General features: G+C 72.9%; 9 protein-coding genes and 1 riboswitch. All 9 genes read right to left on the reverse strand.

Annotated features, from left to right (window positions below; translation table 11 throughout):
• Positions 1-107: 107 nt before the first annotated feature.
• Positions 108-1,481: an NtaA/DmoA family FMN-dependent monooxygenase gene (locus ACFVYK_RS24605; protein WP_389777710.1), complete on the reverse strand. Its 1,374-nt coding sequence runs from the start codon at positions 1,479-1,481 to the stop codon at positions 108-110.
• A gap of 19 nt (positions 1,482-1,500) precedes the next feature.
• Positions 1,501-2,712, reverse strand: coding sequence for an LLM class flavin-dependent oxidoreductase (locus tag ACFVYK_RS24610; protein ID WP_389777711.1), 1,212 nt, complete (start codon positions 2,710-2,712; stop codon positions 1,501-1,503).
• Positions 2,713-2,787: 75 nt separating this feature from the next.
• Positions 2,788-3,117 (reverse strand): putative leader peptide, encoded by a 330-nt coding sequence (locus ACFVYK_RS24615; RefSeq protein ID WP_389777712.1) that lies wholly within the window; start codon positions 3,115-3,117, stop codon positions 2,788-2,790.
• Between the two features lie 66 nt (positions 3,118-3,183).
• A complete protein-coding gene (locus tag ACFVYK_RS24620; protein ID WP_389777714.1) occupies positions 3,184-4,203 on the reverse strand; it encodes an ABC transporter substrate-binding protein in 1,020 nt (339 codons plus the stop codon).
• 66 nt (positions 4,204-4,269) lie between these two features.
• Complete coding sequence (locus tag ACFVYK_RS24625) at positions 4,270-5,082, reverse strand: amino acid ABC transporter ATP-binding protein (RefSeq protein ID WP_389777715.1); 813 nt, start codon at positions 5,080-5,082, stop codon at positions 4,270-4,272.
• Complete coding sequence (locus ACFVYK_RS24630) at positions 5,079-6,059, reverse strand: amino acid ABC transporter permease (protein ID WP_389777717.1); 981 nt, start codon at positions 6,057-6,059, stop codon at positions 5,079-5,081. Before ACFVYK_RS24630 ends, ACFVYK_RS24625 begins: the two co-directional genes overlap by 4 nt.
• A 198-nt stretch (positions 6,060-6,257) precedes the next feature.
• Positions 6,258-6,407, reverse strand: a complete 150-nt coding sequence (locus ACFVYK_RS24635; protein ID WP_389777719.1) for a hypothetical protein — start codon at positions 6,405-6,407, stop codon at positions 6,258-6,260.
• A 33-nt stretch (positions 6,408-6,440) separates the two neighbouring features.
• Positions 6,441-6,560, reverse strand: a riboswitch (SAM riboswitch).
• A 68-nt stretch (positions 6,561-6,628) separates the two neighbouring features.
• Entirely contained in the window at positions 6,629-7,528 is a 900-nt protein-coding gene (locus tag ACFVYK_RS24640) for a glutathione S-transferase C-terminal domain-containing protein (protein WP_389777721.1), read from the reverse strand.
• Positions 7,529-7,670: 142 nt separating this feature from the next.
• Positions 7,671-7,793, reverse strand: coding sequence for a putative leader peptide (locus tag ACFVYK_RS24645; RefSeq protein WP_389777723.1), 123 nt, complete (start codon positions 7,791-7,793; stop codon positions 7,671-7,673).
• Between the last annotated feature and the right edge of the window lie 708 nt (positions 7,794-8,501).

Below are 8,501 nucleotides of genomic sequence, written 5' to 3' on the forward strand. Positions count from 1 at the left end.
CCGGGGGATGGTGACGGCCCCGGCCGCACCGGGTCACGCCGACGGGGCGGGCCGGCGGGGCGGCACGAGGCCGGGGCGGGGGCGGGGTCAGGCCGCCGCCGAGGGCGTCAGGACGCCGCCCGTTCGGTGTCGGCGGCGTCGGGGTGGGCCAGCCCGAGATGGTCGCGGAGGGTGGGGCCCTCGTACTCGGTGCGGAAGACGCCCTGTTCCTGGAGCAGCGGCACGACCTTGTCGGCGAACTCGTCGAGGCCGCCGGGGGTGATGTGCGGGACGAGGATGAAGCCGTCGGCGGCGTCGGCCTGGACGTAGTCGTCGATCGTCCGGGCGACGGTCTGGGGTGAGCCGACGAAGTTCTGCCGGGTGCCGGTCTCGATGACCAGGTCCCGGATCGACCAGCCGTTGGCCTCGGCGAGCTCACGCCATTCGCGGACGGTGGTCAGCGGGTCGCGGTACATGCGGACCTGGGCCCGGCCGCGCGCGATGTGGTGCTCGCCGAGGTCCGGGTCGACGTCGGGAAGCGGGCCCTCCGGGTCGTAGCCGGACAGGTCCCGGTTCCAGACGAACTCCAGGTGCTTCAGGGCGGTCGCGCCGCTGACCTGCTTGCGGCGCACCTCCCGGGCGATCTCCGCGGCCTCCGCGTCGGTGTCGCCCAGGACGAAGCTGGCGGCGGGCAGGATCAGCAGCTGGTCGGCGCGGCGGCCGTACTTGGCAAGGCGGGACTTCACGTCGGTGTAGAAGGCCTGCCCGGCGTCGAGTTCGGCGTACCGGCTGAAGATCGCGTCGGCGCTGGAGGCGGCGAACTCACGGCCCTCGTCGGAGTCGCCGGCCTGGAAGATCACCGGGCGGCCCTGGGGGCTGCGCGGGACGTTGAACCGGCCGTGGATGTCGAACTGGCGGCCTTCGTGGACGAAGGCGCCGGCCTTGGCGTCGCTCAGGAACGTGCCGGTGGCCTGGTCGGCGACGATCTCGTCGCCCCGCCAGGAGTCGAAGAGCTCGCCGGTGGTGGCGAGGAACTCCTTGGCCCGCGCGTACCGCTCGTCCTGCGGGAGGAAGCCGCCGCGGCGGAAGTTCTCGCCGGTGAAGGCGTCCCAGGAGGTGACGACGTTCCAGGCGGCGCGGCCGTCGGAGAGGTGGTCGAGGCTGGCGAACTGGCGGGCCACCTCGTAGGGCTCGTTGAAGGTGGAGTTGATGGTGCCGGTCAGGCCGAGGTGCTCGGTGACGGCGGCGAGGGCGGCGAGGACCGTGAAGGTGTCGGGGCGGCCGACCACGTCCAGGTCGTAGATCTTGCCGCCCTGTTCGCGCAGGCGCAGGCCCTCGGCGAGGAAGAGGAAGTCGAACTTGGCGCGTTCGGCGGTCCGCGCGAAGTGGGCGAAGGAGCTGAACTCGATGTGGCTGCCGGCCTGCGGGTCGCTCCACACGGTGGTGTTGTTGACGCCGGGGAAGTGGGCGGCGAGGTGGATCTGCTTGCGGGGCCTGCTCATGGTGGGGTCTCCCTCCCGCTCAGGCGTGGGCCGGGGCGGCGTAGCGGTTGGCGGGGCGGGACAGGCCGAGCAGTCCGCGCAGCGTGTCGTGCTCGTAGGCGCGGCGGAAGGCCCCGCGGCGCTGCAGTTCGGGGACGAGGCCGCGGGTGACGGCGGGCAGGTCGTGACCGGCGACGGCGGGCCGCAGCCGGAACCCGGTCAGCCCGGCGGCCTGGAACTCCTGGAGCAGATCGGCGAGTTGGGCGGGCGTCCCGGTGAACACGCGCGCGTCGCTGTGGTACTCCTCGCCGGCGAGGGAGTCGAGCCGGTCACGGCGGGCGGCGGCCTCGGCCGGGTCGTCGTCGAGGAAGACGACCAGGTCGGCGAAGACGTGGAGCGGCTCGGCCGCGCGTCCCGCCGTCTCCTGTCCGGCGCGGATCTCGGCGATGATCGCCCGCGCCTGGTCGGCGTCGTGCGGGGTGACGTAGCCGACGTCGGCGGCACGGGCCACCAGGCGGTAGGGGACGGTGTCGTGGGCGAGGGCGGTGACCAGGGGCTGGCCCTGGGGCGGGCGCGGGGTGATGGAGGGGCCCTTGACGCTGAAGTGGCGGCCCTCGAAGTCGATGTAGTGCAGTTTGTCGCGGTCGATGAAGCGGCCCGTGGCCGCGTCCCTGATCTCCGCGTCGTCCTCCCAGCTGTCCCAGAGGCGGCGCACGACCTCGACGTGGTCGGCGGCCTCGTCGAACAGTTCGGCCACCAGGTCCTGGGTGGCCGGGTCGTCGTAGGCCCGGATGCGGGGGATCGTGCGGCGGCCGAAGTGGGCTGCCTCGGTGGGACGGGCGGTGATCTGGACGCGCAGACCCGCGCGGCCGGAGCTCACGTAGTCGAGGGTGGCGATCGCCTTGGAGATGTGGAACGGCTCGGTGTGCGTGGCCACCACGGTCGGCACCAGACCTATGTGCCGGGTGAGCGGCGCGACGCGGGAGGCGATGAGGACGGCGTCGAGGCGGCCGCGGACCTGGTCGGTGCGGTCGTCCGGGTCCAGGAAGTGGGAGGACTGCGGGCCCAGGCCGTCCTCGATGGTCACGAAGTCGAGCAGACCGCGCTCGGCCTCGGCGACCAGGTCGGCCCAGTATGCGGCGGTGAACAGTTCACGGGGGCGGGCGACGGGCTCGCGCCACGAGGCGGGGTGCCAGCCCGTGCCGTCCAAGGCGACGGCGAGGTGCAGAGGTGAGGAGGGGGTCGAGGACACGAGGGTGCCTTCCTGGAGGTCCGTGGGAAAGCGCCGGCCCCCACACGACAGGGGGGCGGGGCGGAGGGGGACGGTTCAGGAGCAACAGAGCGCGCCGGCCACGCGCTGGAGGTCGATGTGGGGCCGGGAGTGGAGGCGCACGGCGTTGCGTATCCGCGTCACGACCGCCACCTCCCCCTTCTCGGCGCCGGGCGGCGCCTCACACATCGCGTCATGAGCAGGAACGCCCCGGCCTCGGCCGTTGTTCCCGCCGTGCGCACCCGGACGACGGGCGGACGGCGGGCGGGCGACGCGTACCGAGGCGGACGGGCCGGCCGGTGGCGCTGCCCGCACGGCGTCGGCCGGCGGGCGCGGGCGCGCGGCGGTGCGGGCTCCGCCTCCGCGGAGGTCGAACGGGGAAGCCATGGAGGCGGAGCCCTTCCTGTCCCTGTCGCTCGGCTTGCGGTTCCGGGCCGGGCCGGGTGAGTCGGATCAGGAGTCCGTCAGCGGCAGCCCGGGCGGGTTGACCTCGGCCTTGGCGACGGCCTCGTTGGACAGGTTCCAGGCGGCGAGCCACTTGGCGTACTGCCCGTTCTCGATCAGGTGGTTGATGGCGTCCGCGAGCGGCTTGGCCAGGCCGCTGTCCTTCTTGGCGGTGGCGGCGATCAGGCCCTGGAGCGACTCGCCGGCGCCGGAGAAGGTGCCCGCGTTGGCGGTCGGCTTGTTCGTGCCCGCCGACTGGGTGATGTGGTAGGAGAGCGACGGGTTGGGCCCGAAGTAGGCGTCGATCTTGCCGCTCTGGAGCGCCAGGTAGGTGCCGTTGCTGTCGGGGAAGTGCTTGACGACGAGCTTCTTGCCCTCGGCCTGCAGCTTCTTCTGCCATTCCAGCAGGATGCGTTCCTGGTTGGTGCCCGAGCCGACCGCGACGGTCTTGCCAGCGAGGCTCTCGTACTTGCCGTCGAACGTGAAGTCACTGGACTTCAGCTTCTCGAAGGCGAGGTTGTCCTGTCGGTAGGAGGCGAACTCGTACTTCCTCTTGCGCTCCTCGGTGTCGGTGACGTTCGAGAAGGCCACGTCGACCTTGCCGCCGTCGATGCCGACGAAGAGGTTCTCCCAGGTGAACCTCTTGATCTCCGGCTTCAGACCGAGCACCGCGGCGACCAGGCGGGCGAGGTCGGGCTCGGAGCCGGTCTGGGTCTTCTGGTCGTCGCCCACGAAGTCCAGCGGGGCGGAGCCTGACGGCAGGCTGCCGCTGCCGATGACCAGCTTGCCGCTCTTCCTGACGTCGGCGGGCAGTTCCGCGCTGATGGACTCGACCTCGGAGACCTTGAGGGCGGTCTCCTTGGCGGCGCCGTTGGACACCCGGCCGATGGTCACGCTGCCGGCGGTGTCGGTCTTGGCGGCGGCCTCGCTGTCACCACCGCAGGCGGCGAGCCCGGTGGCGAGAGTGGCGACCGCGGTCGCCGCGGTGATGCCGCGGATCAGGCTGCGTCGGGTGAAGTGGGCAGGCATGGTCGTCCGTCCTTGCTGACTGGGTGAGTGGTGGTCGCGTGGGGGGAGGCCGTGGGGGCGTCGGTGTCAGAGCACCTTGCTGAGGAAGTCGCGGGTCCGCTCGTGCCGGGGCCTGTCGAGGACCTCGCTGGGCGGGCCCTGTTCGACGATCCGGCCTCCGTCGAGGAAGACGACCTGGTCGGCGACCTCACGGGCGAAGCCGACCTCGTGGGTGACGACGACGAGCGTGGTGCCGCTGGTCGCCAGGTCCTTGATGACGGCGAGGACTTCGCCGACCAGCTCCGGGTCGAGCGCGGAGGTCGGCTCGTCGAAGAGGATGACGCCGGGGCGCAGCGCGAGGGCGCGGGCGATGGCGACCCGCTGCTGCTGTCCGCCGGACAACTGCCTCGGGTAGGCGGCGGCCTTGTCGGCCAGGCCCACCCGGCCGAGGAGTTCGCGGGCGAGGTCCAGAGCCCGGGACTTGGGGAGCTTCCCGGTGGCGACCGGCGCGGCGGCGACGTTGTCCAGCACCGTCAGGTGCGGGAAGAGGTTGAAGTTCTGGAAGACGAACCCGATCCGCCCGCGCTGGGCCAGGATGGCCCGCTCGCTCAGCTCGCGCAGCCGGTCGCGGTGCCGGCGCACCCCGATCGGCTCGCCGTTGACGCTGACGTAGCCGACCTCGGGCTTCTCCAGGTGGTTGATGACCCGCAGCAGGGTGGACTTCCCGGAGCCGGACGGGCCGAGGATCACGGTGACCTCGCCGGGCCGCACGGTCAGGCTCACCCCGTCCAGCACCCGGTGGGCGCCGTACCACTTGTGCACGTCGTGCACCTCGACGGCGGCGGGCACGATCCCGGCGGTGGCGGCGCTCCCCGCGCGGTGCACGGTCTCGGCGGTCATACGGCGGCCTCCCGGCGGATGCGGGTCCGCAGGTCGGTGAGACCGGCCCGCAGTTTCTGCAACGGCGTCGGCGGCAGGGACCGGGTGGCGCCCCGGGCGTAGTGCCGTTCGACGTAGAACTGGGCGACGGAGACGAGGCTGGTCAGGATCAGGTACCAGACGGTGACGACCAGCAGCAGCGGCACGATGTCGCCGGGGTAGGTCGCTCCCATGGTCTGCGCGGTGCCGAACAGGTCGAGCAGCGACACGTAGAACACCAGGGACGTGGACTTGACCAGGCCGATCAGCTGGTTGACGTAGTTCGGGGTGATCGACCGCAGGGCCTGCGGGAAGACGATCTTCCAGAACTGGTAGCGCTTGGGGAGGCCCAGCGCGGCGGCCGCCTCGTGCTGGCCCTGGTCGACGGAGAGGATGCCGCCGCGGACCACTTCGGCGGCGTAGGCCGCCTCGTTGAGGCTGAGGCCGACGACGGCGATCACCATGTCGGTGGCCAGCCGGGACTCGTCGAAGCGGAAGAACGCGGGGCCGAAGGGAACGCCCACGCTCAAAGTCTGGTACAGAGCGCTGAAGTTGTAGAGGAAGAGCAGCACCACGATCAGCGGGATGGAGCGCAGCGCCCAGACGTAGGTCCAGCTGACCGCGCGCAGCACGGGGCTTCTGGAGAGCCGGGCGAGGGCGAGCAGGATGCCGCCGAGGAGGCCCAGCACCGCGCTGTAGGCGGCCACTTCCAGGGTGATCAGCAGCCCGTCGAGGATCACGGGCCGCAGGAACCAGTAGCCGAAGCGGTCCCACTGGTAGAAGGGGTTGGAGATCAGTCCGTGGGCGAACTGCGCCACCAGGACCATGACCACGGCGGTGGCGATCCAGCGGCCCGGCCGGCGCAGCGGCTGGACGCGTTGGGCCGTCGGCTTGTCCGACGGGATGTCGACGGCGGGCGCGGTCTCGGCGAGGATGACGGCGCCTGGGGGTTCACTCATGGAGGGCTCCGGCGGGAGTCGGACACCCCGGGTCACAGCGGGCGTGGGCGGCCCCTGGCGCTCCGCGGGCGGCGGGGACCGCTGCGGGAGCGCATGGGCACGGTGCGCGGAGGCGTGACGAGGACCGGGGTGGGGCGGGCAACGGGACACCGCTCGGGCGGTGTCCGTCAGGAGCGCGAGGCGGGGCGAAGGCTGGGTTCAGCCCCGGCGGCGGGCACGGCCCGGTGCGGTACACAGCGCGCTGTTCACACGCAGCAGGTCGACGGCGCGGTCGGCGACCAGGATGTCGAGGTACGGCCGTACGCAGCCCAGAGGGCGGCGGGGCGCCGTCCGATGGGCTGCGTACATGTCCTTCTCCGTCACTCTCGCGGCCCGTGGGGGCCCTCGCGCTTACCGATACGTCGTCACCGAAACGTCGGTCCGGTCGTCACCTGGGGCACCCCACCGCGGAGCGAGGGTTGCCGGTCAGCAAGCCAGGGCTTGTCGCTGACGCTCATGACCGTTCTGGTCCGTAAGTAAGACAGTCGGTCGAACGAATGTCAACGTCCGGTCCACGGACTGGACTCTGCTCAGGGGCGGTTGACCTGCGACCGGACCTCGACGACGTCCGCAGCGTGGGTCGCCCAGTCCAGGATCTGGACAGCCGCGCCGGCGGCCTCCAGGCCCTGGCAACGGGCGTGGTGGCGGCGGGCGATGGCGTCCAGGTCCAGGTGCGCGCCGAAGGCCGGGTGAGCGGCCAGCCGGCGGGCGTAGGCCCACAGGACGGGGTGGCCGGCGACGCGGTGCACGGCGTCCGCGTCGAGGTGGTGGCGGTGCACGGTGTCGAGTTGGACCAGCGCAACCCACAACTCGACGTCGGCCGCCGTGATCTGATCGCCGACCAGATGCGCGTGGGCACCCAGTCCGCGCTCCAGCACGCCGAGTGTGCCGAGCAGCGTCTCGAGGGCGGCGGCGCGCTCCCGCTCGTCGGCGTCGGCCGCTCCGGCCCGCTGGGCGGCCTCCTCGATTCCCTGCGCGCACATCCGCTCGACGGCCTCGATCTGTGACTCGGCGCCGCACGGGTACAGCGTGGGCCGCCCGCCGCCGAACCTGCGGGCGAGGTCACGGGCGATGTCGGGCCCGTGACTGCTGACGATGCGTCCCGACCAGTCGTCGCTGAGCACCGGGGCCAGCGCCGGCCCGGTGTAGCGGTGCGCGCTGGCGTCGTACAGGGGGCGCAGCGCCGAGTGGCCGCCGTCGGGGCAGTCGGGGACGGCCGGCAGGAAGGTGACCGGGCAGGCCTCGTCCAGGCCGAGGAGGCTGTGGGTGACGGCGATGCGCAGACAGTCGGGGTCGGCCGCCGCCAGGTGCAGGCGGTAGCGGCGGGGCACGGCGTAGTGGCCGCTGCGCGCGTCCCGGCCGATCCGGCCCCGGAAGGCGGGCGCGGGCCGGGCGGACGGGTGGGCGGCGGCCACAGGTGTGACGGACATGACTCTCCCCGGGGCGGGGCGCACTGAGGACGTGCGCGCGGCGGATGCGACGTCGAAGGGGTCGGACCTGGTCACGCGCGCCGGGTCGGGCCGTGTCCGTGGGACACCGCCGGTGCGGCTGGGCGCGGGGACGAGGCCCGGCTCAGCCCTGGGACCTGATCGCGCTGCAGACGCGCTGCAGGTCGATGTGACGGCGGGAGGTGAGAAGAGGCGACGACCAGACCGCGCGGCTCGCTCGGCCGGTGATCGGCTCCCGTCGCCTCATTGTTTCCCTACCTGTCCACTAGGATTCCCGCGTCGAGTGTCGATCCGCCCCGAGCGCCCGTCAAGGGGGCGTCCACCAGGTGAGTACGGGCGGATCGCGCCTGTGTGCCGGGGAGGGGGGCGATGCAGGTCCGCCGACAGGTGGGGGCGGGGTCCGGGACGCCCCGACAGGGCGGTTCGGGTCCGCTGGGGAGCGCCGGCTGCCCGCCGGGCGGGGTTCGCGGCGTCCGTGCCCGGCGTCCGGCGCCCAATTCCGTTCGCCAGGCCGGGGAACGCCTCGTACGGGTGCGCCCGGGCCGTTCCGGCCACCGGCCCGGCCCTTGAGGGGAGCGGGTACCGGACACGCCAGCCGGGTGGGACGTCCTCGCGCACACGGGCCGGGCCGCCCGCCCCGGTCGACGGCCGCCCGCCCCGGTCGACGGCGGCCCGCGTAGGTCGGCGGCCCGCGTCGGCCGGGCGCGCGCGGTTCGCGCAGGCGCCGCCCCACTGCCCCACCGCTCCCTGAGTCTCCGTGCGCACGAGGCCGCAACGACCGGCCGGCCCGCCTCAGGACAGCGGGCGTCACCTCACTGACGCGGCTTGTTGGTCGCGGCGAACTCGTCGGCGGCCGCAGATCGAAGTCGCCGTGGTCACTGCCCCACCGCTCCCTGAGTCTCCGTGCGCACGAGGCCGCAACGACCGGCCGGCCCGCCTCAGGACAGCGGGCGTC

It is taken from the genome of Streptomyces sp. NPDC058291 (assembly GCF_042880855.1).
GTDB lineage: Bacteria > Actinomycetota > Actinomycetes > Streptomycetales > Streptomycetaceae > Streptomyces.